Annotated in this window: 18 protein-coding genes; 11 read left to right on the top strand and 7 right to left on the bottom strand. The window is 68.2% G+C overall.

Annotation, left to right across the window (positions count from 1 at the left end):
* Window positions 1-3: 3 nt before the first annotated feature.
* Complete coding sequence (locus tag AzCIB_RS21825) at window positions 4-606, top strand: 2-hydroxychromene-2-carboxylate isomerase (protein WP_050417830.1); 603 nt, start codon at window positions 4-6, stop codon at window positions 604-606.
* A 135-nt stretch (window positions 607-741) separates the two neighbouring features.
* Here AzCIB_RS21825 and AzCIB_RS21820 read toward each other — a convergent pair whose 3' ends face one another.
* Window positions 742-1,374 (bottom strand): hypothetical protein, encoded by a 633-nt coding sequence (locus tag AzCIB_RS21820; protein ID WP_232299287.1) that lies wholly within the window; start codon window positions 1,372-1,374, stop codon window positions 742-744.
* 65 nt (window positions 1,375-1,439) lie between these two features.
* On the opposite strand from AzCIB_RS21820, the gene AzCIB_RS21815 reads away from it, so the two are divergent.
* Complete coding sequence (locus tag AzCIB_RS21815) at window positions 1,440-3,371, top strand: ATP-binding cassette domain-containing protein (RefSeq protein ID WP_050417828.1); 1,932 nt, start codon at window positions 1,440-1,442, stop codon at window positions 3,369-3,371.
* Between the two features lie 202 nt (window positions 3,372-3,573).
* Here AzCIB_RS21815 and AzCIB_RS21810 read toward each other — a convergent pair whose 3' ends face one another.
* Complete coding sequence (locus tag AzCIB_RS21810) at window positions 3,574-4,785, bottom strand: HD-GYP domain-containing protein (RefSeq protein ID WP_050417827.1); 1,212 nt, start codon at window positions 4,783-4,785, stop codon at window positions 3,574-3,576.
* Between the two features lie 208 nt (window positions 4,786-4,993).
* Between AzCIB_RS21810 and ilvA the strand changes: the two genes are divergently transcribed.
* The 3 genes from ilvA to purU all read left to right on the top strand — a co-directional run bounded on the left by ilvA (window position 4,994) and on the right by purU (window position 7,988).
* Complete coding sequence (gene ilvA, locus AzCIB_RS21805) at window positions 4,994-6,235, top strand: threonine ammonia-lyase (RefSeq protein WP_050417826.1); 1,242 nt, start codon at window positions 4,994-4,996, stop codon at window positions 6,233-6,235.
* A gap of 261 nt (window positions 6,236-6,496) precedes the next feature.
* Complete coding sequence (thrH, locus tag AzCIB_RS21800; protein ID WP_018988526.1) at window positions 6,497-7,108, top strand: bifunctional phosphoserine phosphatase/homoserine phosphotransferase ThrH; 612 nt, start codon at window positions 6,497-6,499, stop codon at window positions 7,106-7,108.
* A gap of 4 nt (window positions 7,109-7,112) precedes the next feature.
* Window positions 7,113-7,988 carry a formyltetrahydrofolate deformylase gene (purU, locus tag AzCIB_RS21795; RefSeq protein ID WP_050417825.1) on the top strand — a complete coding sequence of 292 codons (876 nt, stop codon included), beginning with the start codon at window positions 7,113-7,115 and terminating at the stop codon, window positions 7,986-7,988.
* Window positions 7,989-8,030: 42 nt separating this feature from the next.
* Here the strand turns inward: purU and AzCIB_RS21790 are convergent, their stop codons facing one another.
* The 5 genes from AzCIB_RS21790 to AzCIB_RS21770 all read right to left on the bottom strand — a co-directional run bounded on the left by AzCIB_RS21790 (window position 8,031) and on the right by AzCIB_RS21770 (window position 12,954).
* Window positions 8,031-9,665, bottom strand: coding sequence for a methyl-accepting chemotaxis protein (locus tag AzCIB_RS21790; RefSeq protein ID WP_050417824.1), 1,635 nt, complete (start codon window positions 9,663-9,665; stop codon window positions 8,031-8,033).
* Between the two features lie 62 nt (window positions 9,666-9,727).
* The gene (locus AzCIB_RS21785) at window positions 9,728-10,174 is read right to left on the bottom strand and encodes a rhodanese-like domain-containing protein (RefSeq protein WP_050417823.1); all 447 of its coding nucleotides are present in this window, start codon (window positions 10,172-10,174) and stop codon (window positions 9,728-9,730) included.
* Between the two features lie 178 nt (window positions 10,175-10,352).
* Entirely contained in the window at window positions 10,353-11,810 is a 1,458-nt protein-coding gene (locus AzCIB_RS21780; protein WP_050417822.1) for an ammonium transporter, read from the bottom strand.
* Window positions 11,811-11,821: 11 nt separating this feature from the next.
* Window positions 11,822-12,160, bottom strand: a complete 339-nt coding sequence (gene glnK / locus AzCIB_RS21775; RefSeq protein ID WP_050417821.1) for a P-II family nitrogen regulator — start codon at window positions 12,158-12,160, stop codon at window positions 11,822-11,824.
* A 50-nt stretch (window positions 12,161-12,210) separates the two neighbouring features.
* Entirely contained in the window at window positions 12,211-12,954 is a 744-nt protein-coding gene (locus AzCIB_RS21770; RefSeq protein ID WP_050417820.1) for a TorF family putative porin, read from the bottom strand.
* A 329-nt stretch (window positions 12,955-13,283) separates the two neighbouring features.
* Between AzCIB_RS21770 and AzCIB_RS21765 the strand changes: the two genes are divergently transcribed.
* From AzCIB_RS21765 to AzCIB_RS21740, 6 genes are all read left to right on the top strand, one after another.
* Window positions 13,284-13,547: an accessory factor UbiK family protein gene (locus AzCIB_RS21765; protein WP_050417819.1), complete on the top strand. Its 264-nt coding sequence runs from the start codon at window positions 13,284-13,286 to the stop codon at window positions 13,545-13,547.
* A gap of 112 nt (window positions 13,548-13,659) precedes the next feature.
* On the top strand, window positions 13,660-15,159 hold the full coding sequence (locus tag AzCIB_RS21760; RefSeq protein ID WP_050417818.1) for a YifB family Mg chelatase-like AAA ATPase: 1,500 nt from the start codon (window positions 13,660-13,662) through the stop codon (window positions 15,157-15,159).
* Window positions 15,160-15,223: 64 nt separating this feature from the next.
* Entirely contained in the window at window positions 15,224-16,417 is a 1,194-nt protein-coding gene (locus AzCIB_RS21755) for a multidrug effflux MFS transporter (RefSeq protein WP_050417817.1), read from the top strand.
* Between the two features lie 186 nt (window positions 16,418-16,603).
* Complete coding sequence (locus AzCIB_RS21750) at window positions 16,604-17,971, top strand: aminotransferase class I/II-fold pyridoxal phosphate-dependent enzyme (protein ID WP_050417816.1); 1,368 nt, start codon at window positions 16,604-16,606, stop codon at window positions 17,969-17,971.
* Window positions 17,972-17,984: 13 nt separating this feature from the next.
* Window positions 17,985-18,977 (top strand): peptidase U32 family protein, encoded by a 993-nt coding sequence (locus AzCIB_RS21745; protein ID WP_050417815.1) that lies wholly within the window; start codon window positions 17,985-17,987, stop codon window positions 18,975-18,977.
* A gap of 15 nt (window positions 18,978-18,992) precedes the next feature.
* On the top strand, window positions 18,993-19,937 hold the full coding sequence (locus tag AzCIB_RS21740; RefSeq protein ID WP_050417814.1) for a peptidase U32 family protein: 945 nt from the start codon (window positions 18,993-18,995) through the stop codon (window positions 19,935-19,937).

The following is a 19,937-nucleotide window of genomic DNA, read 5'->3' as shown; positions in this document are numbered from 1 at the left end:
AAGATGTCAGGCCCGAAGATCGAGTTCTGGTACGAGTTCGCGAGCTCGTATTCCTACCTGTCGGTGATGCGCATCGAGGCGCTGGCGCGTGACGCCGGCGTGGCGGTCGAGTGGAAGCCTTTCCTGCTCGGCCCGGTGTTCCTCGCGATGGGCTGGAACGATTCGCCGTTCAATATCTATCCGCCCAAGGGGCGCTACATGTGGCGCGACCTCGCGCGGCTCTCCGACAAGTACGGGCTGCCGTTCCGCATGCCGAGCCGTTTCCCGCGCAACGGCCTGCTCGCGGCGCGGCTGGCGTTGCTCGGAGCGGAGCAGGGCTGGGTGGCGGAGTTCTCGCGCAAGGTGATGCTCGCCAACTTCGCCGAAGACCGCGAGATCGGCGAGCCCGAGGTGATCGGCGCGATCCTCGCGGAACTCGGTCTGCCGGTGGAGGAGCTGCTGACCGCCGCGGTGACGGAGGACAACAAGCGCGCGCTGCGCCGCCAGACCGAGCGTGCCGCCGAACTCGGGATGTTCGGCGCGCCGAGTTTCCGCGTCGGCGACGAACTCTTCTGGGGCAACGACCGGCTGGAAGATGCGCTCGCGTGGGCGCGGCGCCCTTCGTAGGGCGGGAGCAGCGCAGCGAATCCCGCCACACGCAGGTTCCGGCCCGAGATCCCGCCCTGGCGGGATACGCCTTCTGCTCCTCCCGCCCTACGGTCCTTCGACAGGCTCAGGGCGAGGGTTGTTCGCGTATTGCCGCTAGTTTGCCGGCTTGGCCGCGTCCTTGGCTGCATCCCGCGCCTTCTCGGCCTCGCGTTCGCGGATGCGCTCTTCGTAACGCGCGCGGTCGCGTGCCGCCGCTTCCGCGCGGCCGGCCGCTTCGGCCTCGGCCTGCGTGCGCGCCTTGGCCTTTTCCGCGTCCTTCTGCTTGCGCTCCGTCTGTTGCGCCTCCTTCGCGCGCACCGCGTCGGCCTCGCGCTGGCGGCGCGTGCTTTCCGCCATCGGGTCGGGCTGGATCGTGAAGGCGCCTTCCGGCGTGGGTGCCGCGGGCTCGGTCGGCGCGTCGGTGCGCGTGCGCCCGCTTTCCGCGGCGGCGCGCTGCTTCTGCGCCAGTTCGGTGCGGCTCGCCTCGGCTTCGAGCGCGCGCGCCTTGCCCACGGCCTCCAGGCGCGCGTCCTTTGCCTGGGCGATGCAGCGATTCACGAGGAAGCGCTCGTAGCACTTCGGCAGCTCGGCGGCGAGCGTGTCGTCGGCCTGCTGGCGCAGTGCCTTGGCTTCGTCGCGCAGCGTCGCGGCGCGTTCCAGCTCGGGGTTGGCATCCGCGGCAGCGTCGGCGGCCATGGCGCCTCCGCAGGCGAGGGCGAGCAGCAGGGGCAGGAGGAGAGGGGGCACGATGTCCGGCGGCGGTCGGGTTCGGGGATGCGTAGAATAACGCCTTTGCCCGAAGATGCGCTGACGTGATCCAGTTTCGCAACCTCCGCCTCGCCCGTGGCGCCAAAGTCCTCGTCGATTCCGCCTCCCTGCAGATCCACCCCGGCTGGCGCGTGGGCCTCACGGGCGCCAATGGCACCGGCAAGTCCAGCCTGTTCGCGCTGCTGCGCGGGCTGCTGCATCAGGACCAGGGCGATCTCGAGATCCCCGCCGGCTGGCAGATCGCCCACGTCGCGCAGGAGACGCCGGCGCTCGCGAAACCGGCGATCGAATACGTGCTCGACGGTGATACCGAGCTGCGCGAGGTCGAGGCGAAGCTCGCCGCGGCCGAAGTGGCGCACGACGGCGCGCAGATCGGCGAACTGCACGCGCGCCTGCACGAGATCGGCGGCTACGCCTCCCGCGCCCGCGCGGCGGCCCTGCTCGACGGCCTCGGCTTCGTCGGCGACGATCCCGAACGGCCCGTGTCGGACTTTTCCGGCGGCTGGCGCATGCGCCTGAACCTCGCGCAGGCGCTGATGTGCCGCTCCGACCTGCTGCTGCTCGACGAGCCGACCAACCACCTCGACCTCGACGCCGTGCTGTGGCTCGAGCAGTGGCTGCGCGACTACCGCGGCACGCTGCTGCTGATCTCGCACGACCGCGAATTCCTCGACGCCTGCATCACCCACATCGCGCACATCGAGCAGCAACGCCTCACGCTCTACACCGGCGGCTATTCCGACTTCGAGCGTCAGCGCGCCGAGCGCCTCGCGCAGCAGCAGGCGATGTTCGAGAAGCAGCAGCGCGAGGTCGCGCACATCGAGAACTACATCCGCCGCTTCCGCGCCCAGGCGACCAAGGCCCGCCAGGCGCAGAGCCGCATCAAGGCGCTCGAGCGCATGGAGCGCATTGCCGCGGCCCACATCGACACCCCCTTCGGCTTCACCTTCCGCGAAGGCCCGGCCGCGCCCGATCCGCTGCTGCAGATCGAGGATGGCGCCGTCGCGTACGGCGAGCGCACCGTGCTCGGCCGCGTCCGCCTGACGCTGCGCCCCGGCGAGCGCGTCGGGCTGCTCGGCCGCAACGGCGCCGGCAAGTCGACGCTGATCAAGCTACTCGCGGGCGAACTGCAGCTCGCCGCGGGCAGCCGCACCGAAGGCAAGGGGCTCGCGATCGGTTACTTCGCGCAGCACCAGCTGGAGACGCTGCGCGCCGAGGAGTCCCCGCTGCAGCACATGATCCGCCTCGACTCGCGCGCCCGCGAGCAGGAGTTGCGCGACTACCTCGGCGGCTTCGATTTCCGCGGCGACGATGTCGGCGGCACCTCGACGCCGGCGACGACGCCCTGCGGCCCCTTCTCGGGCGGCGAGAAATCGCGCCTCGCGCTCGCGCTGATGATCTGGCAGCGCCCCAACCTGATGCTGCTCGACGAGCCGACCAACCACCTCGACCTCGAGATGCGCCACGCGCTCACGCTCGCGCTGCAGGACTACGAGGGCGGCATGGTGCTGGTGTCGCACGACCGGGCGCTGCTGCGCGCGACCTGCGACCGCTTCCTGCTCGTCGACGACGGCCGCATCCAGCCCTTCGACGGCGATCTCGACGACTACCGCGACTGGCTCGCGACACGCCGCGCACAGGCCGCCGAGGCCGCGAAGTGCCCCGACCTCGAGGCCGACAAGGCCGCGCGCAAGGCGGATCGCGCACAGTCCGCGGCCGATCGCCAGGCGCGGCTTGTCGCGCGTCGTCCGTTGGTCAAGGAGATCGACCAGATCGAGAAGAAGCTCGCCGGCTGGCAGGGCGAGAAAAAGCTGCTCGATGCGCGCCTGTCGGATCCGTCGCTGTACGCGGGCGGCGATTCCGCCCAGTTGCAGACCCTGCTCAAGCGCCAAGGGGAGCTCGCCGGCTGGATCGACGCGGCGGAGCTGCGCTGGCTGGAGATCTCCGAGGCGCTGGAGGCGATGCCGGCGGATTGAGTGTCCGTCGAACCGACTTAGCACGTCCCTTCCCCTTCAAGGGGAAGGACAGGATGGGGATGGGTTTCTGCTGCGCCGGCTAGACCCATCCCCACCCCAGCCCTCCCCTTGAAGGGGAGGGAGTGACCGTGCCGCACTCAACCTGACATCACCTGCTTGTTTGCCGCCTTGATAATTGAGCCGGCCCCTCGTCTGGCCGTGCTCAGGCCGTCGCCGGGATCCAGCGCGCAGGATCGATCTGCCACTGCGCGAAATCCTCGTGCTCGACGATCGCGTCCGACGAGTCCGCGAGGTTCAGCTCGCGCGGCGTCGTGTAGCAGCGCTGTTTCAGGTCGAAGATCACCAGCACCCGTGGCTTGAGCAGGTTGTCCGCGTTCTGCTCCTGCACGACCGCGAGCGCCTTGCTCTCCAGGCTCACGAGCGAGCCGGTCGGGTAGATGCCGATCGAGCGGATGAAGGCGTGCACGAGCTTCGGCGCGAAGTGGAACTTGCTCCATTCGAGCAGCTTGCGCAGCGCCAGGGTCGGCGGCATGCCCTGGTGGTAGACGCGGTTCGACGTGATCGCGTCATACACGTCGACGATCGCGGCCATCTGCCCGTACAGGCTGATGCCGTCGCCCGCGAGGCGGTTCGGGTAGCCCGTGCCGTCGAAGCGCTCGTGGTGCTGCGCGGCGACGGCGAGCGCGATCTCGCTGATGCCGGGCGTGTTCTGCAGGATGATCTTGCTCTGCACGACGTGCGACTTCATCGCCTCGAACTCGGCGTCGGTGAGCTTGCCCGGCTTGTTGAGGATGTCCTCGGGCACCTTCGCCTTGCCGACGTCGTGCAGCAGGGCGCCGATCGAAATCTCGTGGATCACCTCGCGTGGCAGCTCCAGCGTGCGCGCGAAGCTCGTCATCAGCGCGCACACCGACACCGAATGCATGAAGGTGTAGTCGTCGTGATCCTTCAGGTGCAGCAGCGGCAGCAGCGCGTCGGACTTGCGGAAGATCGACGCGACGATGTTCTCGACCAGTGGTTCGATCTGTTCCAGTTCGATCTGCTTGCCGAGGCGGATGTCGCCCATCATGTCGTGCACGATGCGGCGGGCCTCCCCGTGCAGGCGCCGCGCGCGATAGCGTTCGGCCTCGGGCGAGATCGCCAGTTCCTCGGTCGGCCGCGTCGTCGCGATGCGGTCCAGCGTGGCGTCGACTTCGCGCGCGGCGTCGTCTGCGCTCGGCGCGTCGGCCACGTCTCCGCCGCGTGCGGTGTCGATGTAGAGCTCGCGCACGCCGATCGCACGCACGCGCGCCAGCGTTGCCGCGTCCTTGACGAGGAAGCGGCTGAGCACGAAATCGTGGTCGATCCAGTCGCAGTTCAGGTCGTGGATGAACATGCCCCGCGCGAGCTGTTCGGTGCGTATCAGTTTGATCATCGGCGGGAGGCGGTGCGGGACTGCGTGTGGTTTGTGGGGTAGTTCCGATTTATACCGCATATCGGGGGTGTCGCGCGACCGCTCCCGGCGTGCGGCGGCGTCCGCGACGCGCTGCCGGGTGCGGGCCGTTTGCGGCTAAAGTGGCGCTAAAGTCTCCTCACGCCCGCCCGTCGCGCCTGCGCGCAACCCTTGCTCCGAGGTCCCCTGCATGCCTGCTGCTGCCCTGCCGCTCGACTTGCCGGCCCTGCTCGCCGCACGCGAGCGCATCCGCGACGCCATCCTGCGCACCGTGCAGTGGCAGAACGATCCGCTCTCCGAGGAGCTGGGCGTGCCGCTGCGCCTCAAGCTGGAAAACCTGCAGCGCACCGGTTCGTTCAAGCTGCGCGGCGCCACGCACAAGATCGGCCGTCTGCTCGCGGGCGAACATCCGCCCACCGGTGTGGTCGCCGCGTCGGCCGGCAATCACGCCCAGGGCGTCGCGCGCGCGGCCGCCCAGTGCGGACTACGCGCCGTCGTCTTCATGCCCGTGAACGCGCCGCTCACGAAGATCCAGTCCTGCCGCAAGCTCGGCGCCGACGTGCGCCTGGTCGGCGAGACGCTGGAAGTCGCAACGGACGAGGCAATGAAGCTGGCGCAGGCCGAAGGCCTCACCTTCCTCCATCCCTACGACGACTGGGACGTGATCGCCGGGCAGGCGAGCTGCGGCCTCGAGATGCTGGAGGACGCCCCCGACATGACGGTCGCGATCGTGCCGCTGGGCGGCGGCGGGCTGATCTCGGGCATCGCGCTCGCGCTCAAGCTGCAGAACCCGGCGATCCGCGTGATCGGCGTGCAGGCCGAGGCGGTCGCGCCGTGGCGCACCTACCTGCGCGACGGCGCGCTGGAGGAGGTGCCGCCCGGCGCGCACACGATCGCCGACGGCATCAAGGTGAAGCGCCCCGGCAAGCTCACGCGCCAGGTCATCGCGCGCTACGTTGACGAGATCGTCACCGTCGACGACAACGCCATCGCCGAGGCCATCGTCACGCTGCTCGAACGCACCCGCACGATAGGCGAGGGCGCCGGCGTCGTCGGGCTCGCCGCGCTGATGCAGAAGAAGATCGCGCTGTGTCCCGATGACCGTGCGGTGGTGGTGATCTCGGGCGGCAACGTGGACATGACGTTGGTCGGGCGCTCGATCGACTACGGCCTGGCGTCGAGCGGGCGGCTGATGTGCGTCGCGGTGACCATCTCCGATGCGCCCGGCCAGCTGATCGCGGTCCTCAAGACGGTCGCCGATCTGGGCATGAACGTGCGCCACGTCGAACACCGGCGCGGCGAGCTGCACGTGCCCGTGGGCATGACCGAGGTGATCCTGCAGATGGAGACGCGCGATTTCGAACACCAGGACGAATTGCGCGTGCATTTCGCGCAGCAGGGCCTGCGCGTGCGCAACCTGCTCGGCGGCTGAGCACGGGAACAACGGCCGACGGGGAGGCGGCAGAAAGAAAAACGGGACGACCGGAGTCGTCCCGCGAAATGGCCTCCATCGGCCAAGGGTTACGCATTTAGCCCTGCCATTATAGGGCCATATTCCCCAGACCGCCGGTCACCTAATTGGTTCCCGGTAGATTAAATTTTTTGAGCGCGGAGGCCTTCGCGTGCGGCGTTGCGGTGGCCGGCGACTGCTAAAATCCACGGTTCATTTATTCGCCGATACAGGAAGCTTGCCGTGCAGATCGTCTGTCTCGACCTCGAAGGTGTGCTGGTCCCCGAAATCTGGATCGAATTCGCCGAGCGTACCGGCATCCCGGAACTGCGCCGCACGACGCGCGACGAGCCGAACTACGATACCTTGATGAAGTATCGGCTCAAGATCCTTGCCGAGCGCAAGCTGGGCCTGCCGGACATCCAGGACGTGATCGCCAGCATGGGCCCGATGGCCGGTGCGCGCGACTTCCTCGACGACCTGCGCGAGAGCTACCAGGTCGTGATCCTCTCCGACACCTTCCAGGAGTTCGCCAAGCCGCTGATGAAGCAGCTCGGCTGGCCGACCCTGCTGTGCCACCGCCTCGAAGCCGACGAGAACGGCGTGCTGGTGAACTACCACCTGCGCATGCCCGACCAGAAGCGCGAAGCCGTGAAGCGCTTCAAGGAGCTGAAGCTCACCGTCGTCGCCGCCGGCGATTCGTACAACGACACCGCGATGCTCGGCGAGGCGCACGGCGGCATCCTGTTCCACCCGCCCGAGAACGTCATCCGCGAATTCCCGCAGTTCCCCGTCACGCGCAGCTACGCCGAGCTGCGCCGCGAGATCGACAAGGCCTTCGCGCGCGTCGCGTAATCCGATGCATCGCGACCGCTTCTACACCCTGTCGGCGTCCTGCCCCGACCGCGTCGGCATCGTCGCGCGCGTGTCGGGCTTCATCGCCGAGCACCGCGGCTGGATCCTCGAGACCTCGCTGCACGCCGAACCGCCGGAGGACGGCGAGGCGGTCGCGCGCTACTTCATGCGCATCGAGATCAAGGCCGACTCGCTGCCTTTCCACCTCGCCGAGTTCCGCGAACGCTTCCGCCCGATCGCCGAAGAGCTGGAGATGGACTGGAGCATCACCGACTCGGCGGTAAAGAAGCGCGTCGTCGTGCTGGTGTCGAAGCAGGAGCACTGCCTCTACGATCTCCTCGCGCGCTGGCAGTCGAAGGAACTGGACATCGAGATCCCGTGCGTGATCTCGAACCACGACACCTTCCGCGGCTTCGTCGAGTGGCACGGCATCCCCTTCCACCACGTGCCGGTCACCCCGGACACGAAGACGTCCGCCTATGCCGAGGTGCGGCGCATCGTCGAGGAGGTGCGCGGCGACACGATCGTGCTCGCGCGCTACATGCAGGTGCTGTCGCCGGACCTGTGCGCCGCCTATCCGGGGCGCATCATCAACATCCACCACAGCTTCCTGCCCAGTTTCGTCGGCGCGAAGCCCTACCACCAGGCGTGGAAGAAGGGCGTGAAGCTGATCGGCGCGACCTGCCACTACGTCACGTCCGAACTCGACCAGGGGCCGATCATCGAGCAGGACGTGATCCGCATCGACCATTCCGACTCGGTCGAGGACATGGTGCGTTACGGCAAGGACATCGAGAAGACCGTGCTCGCGCGCGGGCTGCGCTACCACCTCGAAGGCCGCGTGCTGCGGCACGGCAACAAGACGGTCGTGTTCCGCTGAGGTTCGCTGAACGGCGGCCACGCCGTTCAGCGAACCTTTGCCTCAGGCGGTGCGGAAGTTGCTCACCACCTGACGCAGCGAATTCGCGGTGTGCGCCGAATCCTCGGCCGCAGCGGCCATTTGTGCAATGGTCGCGCTGGTGTGCTCGACCGCCTGCGAGATGGCTTCCATGCCGTTTGCGGTCTGCTCGGCGACGATGCGCTGCTCCTTCGTCGAGTGCGCGATATCTTCCGACAGCGACGATACCCGACCCGCGGCCGCGACGATCTGCGTGAATGCCGCTTCGAGCCGGCCGATCTTGTCGGCATCCTCGGCGACGTCGGCATCCACCGCGCGCATGGCCTGCACCGCCGAGGCGGCCTGCTGTTCCACGCCGCGCACGATGTTCGCGATCTCGGTCGTGCTGTGGCCGGTGCGCTCGGCGAGCTTGCGCACTTCGTCGGCCACCACGGCGAAACCGCGCCCGGCTTCGCCCGCGCGCGCCGCCTCGATGGCCGCATTGAGCGCCAGCAGGTTGGTCTGGTCCGCGATCTCGCGGATTACGGTGGAGATCGCGTTGATCTGCTGGATGGATGCGGACAGGGCGCTCACGGCCTCGGTCGCCTCGCCCGAGGCACGCTGGGCGCGTTCGGTGGCAACGCGGCTCTCGCGCATCAGCTGACTGCCGCGTTCCGCCGCCTCATGGGCACTGTTGGCGGCCTCGGAGACTTGCGCCGAGCCGGTCGAGATCTCGCCGACGGAGACGGTGAGTTGTTCCATCGCAGCCGTCATCTTCATGACCTCGTCGGACTGCATCTGCGCGCGGTCGTGGATGTCCTGCGCGCTGGTGCGCACGTTGTCCGAGGCCTCGGCGACGCGGTCCGATCCGCTGCGCACCTGCGCCAGCGTGCCGCACAGCGTCTCGAGCGAGGCGTTGATGGCGCGTGCCATTTCCCCCAGTTCGTCGCCACTGTGCACCGTGCTCTTGGCCGTCAGGTCCCCCAGTGCGACCTGCGCCAGGGCGCGCTGCACGTCCGCGACGGGGCGGGTGATGGCGCGGATGATCAGCGTGGTGAAGATCGCGAGCAGCACGACGGCGCCGCCGACGAGAATCGTGGCGTACCGGTTCAGCTCGCGCTCCATGCGCGCGGCCTCGTGATAGACCTGCTCAACCTCCTGCGTGCGCAGGGCGATGAGTTCCGCGAGGGGCTTGGAGACGCTGGTGATGACGGGCGGCCAGTCGTCCTCGAGGATGGCTGTGAGCAGTTCCTTGTCGTTGCTCGCCGAGTAGGCCGCATCGAGCTTGGCGAAAAGTCCGGGCAGGGTCGCGAGGCCCTGTTCGACTTTTCCGGTCAGCGCGAGTTCGTCCGTTTCGTCTGCGCCGGTCGCGGACATCTGGCGGTACTCGGACCACAACTGGGGCAGTGCCTCGCGCACTTCCGCGAGGTGGCGGCGCGAGCCCGGAGCAGGCATCTGGTCGGTAATGACGCCGGCGATGCGGAAGCGCACCTCGCCGAGCTGGTCGCTCACTGTCTGGATCTTGCGCAGCGGGATGACGTTCTCTTCATACACCCGGCGCAGCGCTTCGGTGGAGGACGCGTTGCCATAGAACTGCATGGCCGCTATGGCGACGATCATCACGAGGGCAAAGGCCGCCAGGGCATAAAGTTTTGCCTTCAGCGAAAATGTCGGGCGCATCGGTATTCCTCAAAAAAAAGGCTGCGCGTGGCGCGCAGCCTCAGTTACTGCAGTGGAGCGAATTACTTGACCGGCAGGCCCTTCGCCTTCCAGCCCGGCAGGCCGTCGCGCAGCCAGTTGACTTTGGTGTGGCCGGCCTTCATGGCGGCAATCGACAGCTTGTAGCTCTTCCAGCAGTCGTGGCCGTTGCAGTAGGTCACGATGGGCTGAGCCTTGTTCCCGGGCAGCTTGCCGAGGTCGACGCTGTCGGCCGCGGCGTCGAAGTCCGGCTTCTTCTCGCTCTTTTCCTTGTAGGGTACGTTGATGGCGCCGTCGATATGCCCTTCAGCGTATTCGGCCGCCGAACGGGCGTCGATGACCACTGCGCCCTTCGACTGCAGATCGCGCGCTTGCTCCGGAGTCACGACGGTTGCCCCGGCCAGGCTGGTCGGGTTGTCGACGGCGTGTGCAGCAAGGGCAGTGAAGGAGAACAGCGTGGCGGCGGCGATGCGTGACAGGATGCGAATCATGAAATCCCTCGGCGTGTGTAAGAAAAAGTAAGCAATCATGCATATTCGAATAGTAATACCTATTTCGACTTAGTGGTGATGTTTTGCCTCGCCCTGCTGCGCGGCCGCGTGAACGAAAACGGGCGCCCCCGAAGGGGCGCCCGCTGCAGCACCGGACGAGGGATCGATCCGGAGATGTTCAGACGTGGTAGGCGGTCTCGCCGTGGGCGGTGATGTCGAGGCCTTCGCGCTCTTCTTCTTCCGGCACGCGCAGGCCGATCAGCACATCGACGATCTTGTAGGCGACCACGGACACGACGCCCGACCACAGGATCGCGACGACCACGCCCCAGACCTGGCTGGTGACCTGCGCGGAGGTCGAGAACGGGGCCACCGCGTTGGCGACGTAGTCATACACGCCGACGCCGCCGAGGTCCGGGTTGGCGAACACACCGGTGAGGATCGCGCCGAGGATGCCGCCCACGCCATGCACGCCGAACACGTCGAGCGCGTCGTCGGCGCCGAGCATGCGCTTGAGGCCATTCACGCCCCACAGGCAGATCACGCCTGACAGCAGGCCGATCACCATCGCGCCCATCGGGCCGACCCAGCCGCAGGCCGGGGTGATCGCAACCAGACCCGACACCGCACCCGAAGCCGCACCCAGCAGTGAGGGCTTGCCCTTCATCAGCCATTCCGCGGTCATCCACGACATCGCCGCCATGCCGGCCGCGACCATCGTGTTGAGGAAGGCCAGCGCGGTGAGGCCGTTGGCTTCGAGGTTGGAGCCGGCGTTGAAGCCGAACCAGCCGATCCACAGCATCGAGGCACCGACCATCGTCAGCGTCAGCGAGTGCGGGGCCATCGATTCGCGGCCGTAGCCGATGCGCTTGCCGATCATGAAGGCACCGACCAGGCCGGCGACGGCGGCGTTGATGTGCACCACGGTACCGCCGGCGAAGTCGAGCGCGCCCTTCTGGAACAGGAAGCCCGCGGTCGCGGCGGCGGCTTCACCCGCAGCGGCGTCGATGTAGGCATCCGGGCCCGCCCAGTACCACACCATGTGGGCCATCGGCAGGTAGGAGAAGGTGAACCACAGCACCATGAACAGCAGCACCGCGGAGAACTTCATGCGCTCGGCGAAGGCTCCGACGATCAGCGCCGGGGTGATCGCCGCGAAGGTCGCCTGGAAGATGATGTAGGCGAACTCGGGGATCGCGACGCCCTTGCTGAAGGTCGCGGCCATCGAATCGACCGTCACCCCGCTGAGGAAGGCCTTCGACAAGCCGCCGATGAACGCGTTGCCCTCGGTGAAGGCGAGGCTGTAGCCGTAGACGAACCACAGCACGATCATCAGCGAGAAGATCACGAAGACCTGCATCAGCACCGATAGCATGTTCTTCGAGCGCACCAGGCCGCCGTAGAACAGCGCGAGGCCCGGGATCACCATGAAGGCGACGAGCGCGGTGGAGGTCAGCATCCACGCGGTGTCGCCCTTGTTGACCGTGGGGGCGGGCGCCGCGGCCGCGGGGGCGGCAGCAGCCGCGTCGGCGATCGCAGTGACGGCCTCGGCCGCAGCCGGGGCATCCTCGGCGCTGGCGAGCCCGGCGAAGCCGAGCGCGAGCACCGCAAACAGTATGGCAAACAGTTTTTTCATGGTGTTCTCCCTTACAGCGCGTCGGTGCCCGTTTCGCCGGTGCGGATGCGGATGGCCTGCTCGAGGTCGAAGACGAAGATCTTGCCGTCGCCGATCTTGCCGGTCGCGGCGGATTTCTCGATCGCTTCGATCACCTGTTCGAGCAACTCGGTGCGCACGGCGGCTTCGATCTTCACCTTGGGCAGGAAATCGACGACGTACTCGGCGCCGCGGTACAGCTCGGTGTGACCCTTCTGGCGGCCGAAGCCCTTGACCTCGGTGACGGTGATGCCCTGCACGCCGATCGCCGAGAGGGCCTCGCGCACTTCGTCGAGCTTGAAGGGCTTGATGATGGCGGTGACGAATTTCATGATGGTTTCCTTTCAGTCTTGCGGGGCCGGAGCCCCGCGGCGTTGCAGGCTCAGAAGGTCTTGCTGACGCTCACGACGTAGCGGCCGTCGGCGTCGAAGTCGCTCTTGTCCTTCATGTTGGTGTCGACGTAGTGCAGGCCCAGCGTCACGCCCGCGACGGCTTGGCTGACGCCGACCTTCCAGTCGGAGTAGGACTCGACCGGGCCGGCGATCATCTGGTGGCCGTAGTGGGCGTTCAGCGTCGTGCCCGGGATCACCTCGTAGGCGGCCGACAGGTCGAAGTACTGGCTGCCCTTGGAGTCCGGCGCGCCGAACAGGTTGGTGAAGGAGTTCGAGTACTTGAAGGACAGGAACTGCCACGACAGGCCGAGGTAGCCTTCCTGCGTGTTCGGGTGCTTCAGGCCGATGGTGTTGCGCCAGCCCGAGTCGAACTCGCCCGGATAGACGTACTGCAGCAGGCCGACGTCGTAGCCGATGTCGCCGATCGTGCCCTTGTAGCCGCCGTAGACGTCCAGTTCGAGGCTGTTGCCGGAGTTTTCGCCGGTGCCGCGCTCAAGGTCGCTCAGCCACGACACGTTCGACCCCCACACGCCGACGTACAGGCCGCTCGCATGCGCATAATCGAAACCGCCCTGCAGCGCCGGCTTCTCGTCGGTCTGGCTGATGCCGCGGTAGGCATAATCGGACACGAGGGCGACGTTCGCGGCGATCGGGCTGTCGCCGGCGGCGGCCGTGCCGGAGGCGATCAGCGGAAGGGCTGCGGCGACGGCAAGGGCGAGGATGCGCTTGTGCATGATGTTGCTCCTTGATGGTTGGTGTTTGATTGCTGGCAAGTCCTCCTTTGCACGCGGCGTGCCAAGTCCTTCGGTTGTTGTCGTAAGTAACTGTTTGTATGTGAGAAAAAGGCGTTCAGAAAGGGTTTTTCGGGCGTTTTTGTGCACATGCAGCAGAGCGCTCGGCCGTCGAATGCACCGTCATGGTGCGTTATAGCCAATTTCGTGGTGCGTGACGCGCCGGGTGGGCAGAGCGCTCACCGCAATGGGGCGGAGCGGGTGTCCGTCCGTTCCGGAACCCGCGCCCGTGCTAGACTTTTCCCCTTTGTTTTCGCCCCAGAGGTAACTTCATGGCAGGCCCCCGCTTCCTCGATGACATCGGCGCCAAGCTGTCCGAACTCGCCGCCAGCAATCCCGCCCGGGATTTCGAAAAGAACGCGAAGGCCCTGCTCGGCAGCGCCTTCGGCAAGCTCGATCTGGTCACGCGCGAGGAGTTCGACGTGCAGCGCGAGGTGCTCGCGCACGCGCGCCAGAAGCTCGCCGAACTGGAAGACCGCGTCGCCACGCTGGAGTCCGAACTCGCGCGCGCCCGCGCCGACCGCGAAGGCGAGTGAGCGGCAACGCCCCTCCGAGCGCCGCACGGCGTCGCATCGATGTCTTGTAGATAATCTTTCGTCATTGTCGGAGCCTCCGGTAGACTGAGCGCAGTCCATTCCGGAGGTACCGATGTCGCTGGCTCTCGTACGCACCAGGGCGCTCGCAGGCATGGGCGCGCCCGAGGTGACGGTGGAAGTCCATCTCGCCAACGGCCTGCCCGCATTCAACCTGGTCGGCCTGCCCGACACCGAAGTCCGCGAGGCGCGCGAACGCGTGCGCGCCGCGATCGCGACCTCGCAGTTCGAATTCCCGCAACGCCGCATCACCGTCAATCTCGCTCCCGCGGACCTCCCCAAGGAGGGCGGGCGCTTCGACCTGCCGATCGCGCTGGGGATCCTTGTGGCATCGGGGCAGGTGGATGCGGCGGGGCTCGCGAAGCACGAGTTCGTCGGCGAACTCTCGCTCGACGGCAGCCTGCGCGCGGTGCGCGGCGGCCTCGCGATGGCGCTGGAGAGCGGTCGCACCGGTCGCGCGCTGGTGCTGCCGGCCGCCAACGCCGACGAGGCGGCGCTCGCGCGCGGCGCTAGCGTACTGCCCGCCGCCAGCCTGCTTGCCGTGTGCGCACACCTCAACAGCCACACGGCGCTCACTCGGCGCCTGCCGCCGGCGGTCGCCGAGGGGCGGGACGACGAAGCGGATCTGGCCGAGGTGAAGGGGCAGCTGCAGGCCCGCCGCGCGCTCGAGGTCGCGGCTGCCGGGCAGCATTCGCTGCTGATGTTCGGTCCGCCGGGGACCGGCAAGTCCATGCTCGCGCGCCGCCTTCCGGGCCTGCTGCCGCCGCTCGACGAGGCCGAGGCGATCGAGTGTGCGTCGATCCAGTCGCTCGAAGGCGGTTTCGACGCCCGCCGCTGGGCCCGTCGGCCGTACCGCGCGCCGCACCACTCGGCCTCTGCGCCGGCGCTCGTCGGCGGCGGCACGACACCGCGGCCCGGCGAAATCAGCCTTGCGCACCGCGGCGTGCTCTTCCTCGACGAGCTTCCGGAGTTCGACCGCCGCGTCCTCGAGGCGCTGCGCGAGCCGCTGGAAACCGGCTCCGTGACGGTGTCGCGCGCACGCCAGCGCACCGAGTTCCCGGCGCGCTTCCAGCTCGTCGCGGCGATGAATCCCTGTCCCTGCGGCCACGCCGGCGACAAGGGCGGACGCTGCCGCTGCACGCCGGATCAGGTCGCGCGTTATCGCGGACGCCTGTCGGGGCCGCTGCTCGACCGTATGGACATCGTCATCGAGGTGCCGCTGCTCGACCATGCCGAGATGACCGGGCAGGCGGCGGGCGAACCCAGCGCGACCGTGCGCGAGCGCGTCGCGCAGGCCTGGGCGGTGCAGCGCGGGCGCCAGGGCGGGGCGAACAGCCATCTCGCGCCGGGCCGCGTCGATACGCTGTGCGCGCCCGACGACCAGGGCAAGGCGCTGCTCGATCATGCGATCCGGCGGCTGAATCTGTCCGCACGCGGGTATCATCGCATCCTGAAGGTCGCCCGCACGATCGCGGACCTGGCCGGCGCCGAGCGCGTCGGTCCCGCGCATCTGGCCGAGGCGATCCAGTACCGGCGCGGCCTCGACTCGCGCTGACGCGGCCTCCAGGGCGTTCGGGGGATGCCCGGTACGGACAACATCGACCCCAGAGATCCCCCTGATGCCCGCCACCTCGCCCTGGCTAGCGTTTGTCCTCGCGGCGCTCGCTGCCATCGGGCCGTTTTCGATCGACACCTACCTGCCTGCGTTCGGCGCGATGGGGGCGGAGCTCGGCGCCTCGCCGCTGCAAATCCAGCAGACGCTCACCGCCTACATGGCGACCTTCGCCTTCATGGTGTTGTGGCATGGTGCGCTCGCCGACCACTTCGGGCGCCGGCACGTGCTCATCGCCGGTAGCGTGCTGTTCGCGCTGGCCTCGCTGGTGTGCGCGCTGGCGCCGTCGATCGAGTGGCTGTGGGTGGGTCGCGCGCTGCAGGGCATGGTCGGCGGTGCGGGCATGGTGGTCGGGCGCGCGGTGATCCGCGATCTGTTCGACGGCGCGCATGCGCAGCGGCTGATGTCGCGCGTGATGCTGATCTTCGGCGTCGCCCCGGCGATCGCGCCCATCATCGGCGGCCTGCTGCTGGCCGCGGCGGGCTGGCGCGCGATCTTCTTCTTCCTCGCCTTCTTGGGCGCCGTGCTGGCCGTCCTCACCTGGCGCTTCCTGCCCGAGACCCTGCCGCCGGGGCATCGCCATCCGCTGCATCCGGTGCTGCTCGGCCGCGCCTATCGGCGGGTGCTGGGCAGCGGCGCCTTCGTGCTGCTCAGTGCGGCGGCAGCCTTCAACTTCAACGGTTTCTTCCTCTACGTGCTGTCCGCGCCGGCCTTCCTGATGCAGCACCTGGGACTCGGCCCGCAGGAGTTCGGCTGGCTGTTCGTGCCCGCGGTGGTCGGCATGAGCGCGGGCTCGGCGCTGTCGGAGCGGGTTGCCGGGCGCTGGCACGTGCGCCGCACGGTCGCGGTCGGCATGACGATCATGGCGACCGCGGCGCTCGCCAACCTGCTGGTCGCAACGCTGCTGCCGCCCGGCCTGCCGTGGTCGGTGTTGCCGATCGTGCTGTACACCTTCGGCATGGCCCTGTCGATGCCGAGCATGACGTTGCTGGCGCTGGAGCTGTTCCCCTCGCACCGCGGGCTGGCGTCGAGCTGCCAGAGCTTCCTGCAGGTCGGCATCAATTCGACGATCGCCGGCATCTTCGCGCCGCTGCTGTGGCATTCGCCGTTGACGCTGGCGGCGGGCATGGCGGGTTTCCTGACGCTCGGCGGCATCGGCTTCGTCGCGTGGTGCCGCCGCGCCGGCGGCTGCATGCGCTGAGACGCGAGCCGAGGCATGCGTGTGCTGCGGGGCAGCACGCAGGCCCGGCGGGAGGGTCATAACCATAATGACGAGATGGATTTGCAGAAAATCATGAGCTCCGCTTCATGATCCTGCCGTGTCGCGCCTGAGCGCATGTGTCGATGATGTCGACATGTTCGCAGGCGTGGCCGGGGGGGCGATGGAATGGATTTCGTGATGCCGCAGCTGGCCGTGGGCAGCCGTGCCGACGCCGCCGACGGTGCGGCGCTGCAGCTGGGACGGGCGGTGGCCGACCGTGTGGCGCTGCCCGCCGCGACGATCCGTGAGGCCGCCGCGTTCCTCGCCGGCCGCGTCGCCGCCGGACACCGGGTGCTGATGCATTGCGAGCAGGGAATCTCGCGCTCGCCGGCGCTGGCCGCGTGCTTCCTGCACGAATACCTCGGCCTGCCCCTCGACGAGGCCTTCACCCGGGTGCGCGCCGCCCGCCCCCAGGCGGACCCCCATCCCGCGCTGCTCGCGTCGATCCGCGCGCATTACGCCGGGGCGGCTGTGCCCGCCATCGATCTGTCCGGCAACGAAAACCCCTTCGGACCCTCGCCCGCGGCGTGCGCCGCGATCACGCGCGAGCTGGCGAAGCTGCACCGCTATCCGTCCGTCGATGCGGCGAAGCTGCGCACCTTGCTCGCCGGGCGTGCGGGGCTGTCGTCGGCGCACGTGCTGATAGGCAATGGCGCGTGCGAGCTGATCGATCTGGCGATGCGCAGCCTCGTCGGCCCCGGCGGCGAGGTGCTGATCCCCGACCCGGCCTTTCCGGCCTATCGCTCCGCAGCGGATCGAACCGGTGCGCGGGTGGTTCGCGTGCCGCTCGACGGCGCGGACTACAGCCTCGACGCCTTCCGCGAACGCATCACGCCGGCGACACGGATGGTCGTCGTTGCATCGCCCCATAACCCGACCGGAACGCTGATGGCCCCGGCGGACTGGACGCGTCTTCGCCACGCGCTGCCCCCTGGCGCGGCGCTACTGCTGGACGAGGCCTATCGCGACTATGCGATGGACCAGGAACTGATCGACGGTATCGCCGACCTGCGCGACGGGGCGCCCGTGCTCGTCCTGCGTTCGCTCTCCAAGGTCGAGGGGCTCGCGGGCTTGCGCATCGGCTACGGCTATGCGCCTCCGGAGATCGTGCAGCGCATGACGGCGCTGTGCCCGCAATACCACCTCGGCTCGCTCGCGCAGGCGGCTGCGCTTGCAGCGCTGCAGGACGAAGGGCACCGCCGCGACAGCATCGCGGCGAATGCGCGCGAGCGCGACGTGCTGATGAGCGCCCTCGCGCGCCTCGGCGTCGATTTCGTGCCTTCCGCGGCGAATTTCGTGCTGCTGCGAGCGCCGCGCGATGCGCTGGCGCGCCTGGCCGAGCGCGGCGTCGCCGTGAAGTGCATGGCCCGTTACGGACTGCCGCAGCACATCCGCGTCAGCGTCGGCCTGCCTGCCGAGAACGCGCGCTTCCTCGCCGTGCTGGGTGAGCTGCTGCGCGAGGACAACGAATGCCGGGCAGCGATCCCGGCCTGAAGGAGACGTGAAGATGGTGATGATGATGGCCCCCGGCGGCACGCTGGAGATGGCGAAGGCGGTGCTCGACGAAGGGGCGGACGCGGTGTACGTCGGCGTCGTCGGCTGGAGCCGGCGCGGCGCGCAGGACGAGCTCAACGACGACGAGATCCGCCACACGATCGACTACGCGATGGCGCGCGGCAAGGAGGTGCGCGTGGTCGTGAACACGCTGCCGAGTTCGACCGAGCTGCCGATGTTCGTCGAGCGCGTCGAGCGCTACGCGGGCTGGGGCGCGCAGGGCTTCATGATCAGCGACCTCGGCGCGATGCGGTTGGTGAAGGAGCGCCTGCCGCATGTGAACGTGCATACCAGCGTCGGCTGCGGGATCACCAACTACGAGGACGTGCGCTTCCTGCGGGAACTCGGCGCGGACTACGTCGTGCTGCCCTACCGCCTGTCGGTGGAGGAGATCCGCCAGATCAAGGGCGCGGGCAAGGTCGGCATCGAGGTCTTCCTGTTCAAGACGCCGTCGGGCGGCAAGATCTGCCCCGGCAAATGCAACATGAGCAGCTATTTCAGCTTCCGCCGCTGGCTCGACACCGAGGGCAAGGACCACTTCTTCGGCTCGGCCTCGCGCGGCGGCGACTGCTTGCGCGTGTGCCAGACGGAGTGGAACTTCAACGTCGACGACATCGACTACCGCATGCCGATGACGATCAAGACCAATCCGGCGCTGTGGCTGGAGGAACTGCCGGACTACCTCGCCGCCGGTGTCGACTGCCTGAAGGTGCCCGGGCGCGACCGTTCGGCGGTGCTGGTGCGCGACATCGTGCGCGTGTACCGGCGCGCGGTCGACGCCATCCTCGAAACGGATCGCCCCGACCTCTCGGTGTTCGCCACGGAGCTCGAGATCCTGCGCGGGCGCTGGATGACCGAGCGCAACAAGCGCGACAACCGCCTGCTGCGCCAGGCGATCGACGAATCCGTACGCGTTTCCGCCGCCGCCGCGGCCGTGACCCAATAAGCAAGGAGACACACCATGTTCGAACTCTCGACCGACGTCGGCAACCTCAAGGAACTGCGCGAGGGCGATTTCTCGGCCTACGACGCGATCTACCTCGGCGATTTCTCCTGTCCCGAGTATCCCAACAACTTCAGCTCGCATGCGGAGCTGCTCGAAGCGGGGCTGCAGCACGTGCATGCGCGCGGCCAGAAGGCCTACCTGCGCCTGTACGCGGTGCCGGGCAACGACGACCTCGCATGGGTCGGCGACGTCATCGACACCGCACTCCAGCTGCCCTTCGACGCGCTGGAGGTGCACAACCTGGGCGTGCTGCGCATGCTGCGCGAGCGCGGCTGCACGGCGCCGATCCACCTCGGCGTGTTCGGCAACCTGTACACGCACGAGACCGCGAAGGTGCTCAAGGACTTCGGCGTCACGCGCGTGTATCCGAATCCGGAGCTGTCGCTCGACGAGGTGCGCTACATCGCCGAGCACGCCGACATCGAGGTGCTGGTGCCGGTGCACGGCAAGATCCCGCTGGTGATCTCCGAGACCTGCTTCATCCTCGAGCACGCCGAGGAGGGCGCGGAGGGCGCATGCGGCGACGGCAGCTGTTCGTATCAGTGCACGCAGGAACACTGGCTCAAGCGCGGCCGCGATGACGGCAGCCGTGCCGACTGGTCGCTGAAGGACACCGGCCGCATGACGCTGTCGGGCAAGGACCTGTGCATGGTCGAGCACGGCGGCCGGCTGGCAGACATGGGCCTGAAGCACTTCTACGTGCATAACAAGGGCGAGGCGCCGGGCTACGCGGCGGCGGTGGGGCGCATCTACCGCGACGCGCTGACGCGGGCCTTCGCCGGCGAGGCGGCGCCCGATTTCGCGCCGGCGCTCGACACGCTCGCGGGCCTCGCGCGCGAAGGGCTGTGCAACGGCTATTACTTCGAAGGCGCGGGCCAGCGCTACATCGGGCGGAATTGA

The sequence above is a fragment of the Azoarcus sp. CIB genome (genome assembly GCF_001190925.1).
In the GTDB taxonomy this organism is placed as follows: Bacteria; Pseudomonadota; Gammaproteobacteria; order Burkholderiales; family Rhodocyclaceae; genus Aromatoleum.
Note: the sequence above shows the minus strand (reverse complement) of the source record. Positions and strands in the feature narration are given on the sequence as shown.

What these genes read in the sequence shown, in the direction of transcription:
- AzCIB_RS21825 (WP_050417830.1), top strand. Translation starts at nt 4, where the DNA reads ATGTCAGGCCCGAAGATCGAGTTCTGGTACGAGTTCGCGAGCTCGTAT.
- AzCIB_RS21810 (WP_050417827.1), bottom strand. Translation starts at nt 4,785, where the DNA reads ATGATCAAACTGATACGCACCGAACAGCTCGCGCGGGGCATGTTCATC.
- ilvA (WP_050417826.1), top strand. Translation starts at nt 4,994, where the DNA reads ATGCCTGCTGCTGCCCTGCCGCTCGACTTGCCGGCCCTGCTCGCCGCA.
- purU (WP_050417825.1), top strand. Translation starts at nt 7,113, where the DNA reads ATGCATCGCGACCGCTTCTACACCCTGTCGGCGTCCTGCCCCGACCGC.
- AzCIB_RS21790 (WP_050417824.1), bottom strand. Translation starts at nt 9,665, where the DNA reads ATGCGCCCGACATTTTCGCTGAAGGCAAAACTTTATGCCCTGGCGGCC.
- AzCIB_RS21785 (WP_050417823.1), bottom strand. Translation starts at nt 10,174, where the DNA reads ATGATTCGCATCCTGTCACGCATCGCCGCCGCCACGCTGTTCTCCTTC.
- AzCIB_RS21780 (WP_050417822.1), bottom strand. Translation starts at nt 11,810, where the DNA reads ATGAAAAAACTGTTTGCCATACTGTTTGCGGTGCTCGCGCTCGGCTTC.
- glnK (WP_050417821.1), bottom strand. Translation starts at nt 12,160, where the DNA reads ATGAAATTCGTCACCGCCATCATCAAGCCCTTCAAGCTCGACGAAGTG.
- AzCIB_RS21770 (WP_050417820.1), bottom strand. Translation starts at nt 12,954, where the DNA reads ATGCACAAGCGCATCCTCGCCCTTGCCGTCGCCGCAGCCCTTCCGCTG.
- AzCIB_RS21765 (WP_050417819.1), top strand. Translation starts at nt 13,284, where the DNA reads ATGGCAGGCCCCCGCTTCCTCGATGACATCGGCGCCAAGCTGTCCGAA.
- AzCIB_RS21760 (WP_050417818.1), top strand. Translation starts at nt 13,660, where the DNA reads ATGTCGCTGGCTCTCGTACGCACCAGGGCGCTCGCAGGCATGGGCGCG.
- AzCIB_RS21755 (WP_050417817.1), top strand. Translation starts at nt 15,224, where the DNA reads ATGCCCGCCACCTCGCCCTGGCTAGCGTTTGTCCTCGCGGCGCTCGCT.
- AzCIB_RS21750 (WP_050417816.1), top strand. Translation starts at nt 16,604, where the DNA reads ATGGATTTCGTGATGCCGCAGCTGGCCGTGGGCAGCCGTGCCGACGCC.
- AzCIB_RS21745 (WP_050417815.1), top strand. Translation starts at nt 17,985, where the DNA reads ATGGTGATGATGATGGCCCCCGGCGGCACGCTGGAGATGGCGAAGGCG.
- AzCIB_RS21740 (WP_050417814.1), top strand. Translation starts at nt 18,993, where the DNA reads ATGTTCGAACTCTCGACCGACGTCGGCAACCTCAAGGAACTGCGCGAG.